This window comes from Staphylococcus pasteuri (assembly GCF_030547725.1).
GTDB classification, from domain to species: domain Bacteria; phylum Bacillota; class Bacilli; order Staphylococcales; family Staphylococcaceae; genus Staphylococcus; species Staphylococcus pasteuri.
This window is the reverse complement of the sequence record NZ_JAUOQO010000212.1, coordinates 1-292: the sequence shown is the minus strand read 5'-3', so window position 1 is coordinate 292 and position 292 is coordinate 1. Positions and strand designations below refer to the sequence as shown.

1 protein-coding gene is annotated in these 292 nt (G+C 51.7%); it reads right to left on the bottom strand.

The window, feature by feature from the left end; all coding sequences use genetic code 11:
- Positions 1 to 276: c-type cytochrome (locus tag Q4528_RS13440; RefSeq protein WP_368506703.1), on the bottom strand; the 276-nt coding region annotated here is incomplete at its 3' end.
- Positions 277 to 292 lie beyond the last annotated feature (16 nt).

Here is a 292-nt window from a genome sequence, read left to right as displayed (position 1 = left end):
CGCTTGTATATCAGAGTCCGGTAACTTACCCATCTCTTCTACAACAGGCCCCATCGGCCCAGATGCTGGGCCGTGTTCAGCCGAATAGCCTGTACGCAAGTAATCGTAAAGCGCTTCTTGAGTCCACGGCGTTGGTGACTTGCTCAATGTCGTCAATGCAGGAGCCTCCCAACCATCGACATCCCCTCCGCTTAAAAATGCGGCGCCCGTTTTCTCTGCACCCATAAAATTACGAGGCGAATGACAAGCACTGCAATGGCCTAATCCATTAACCAAGTAAGCACCTCGATTC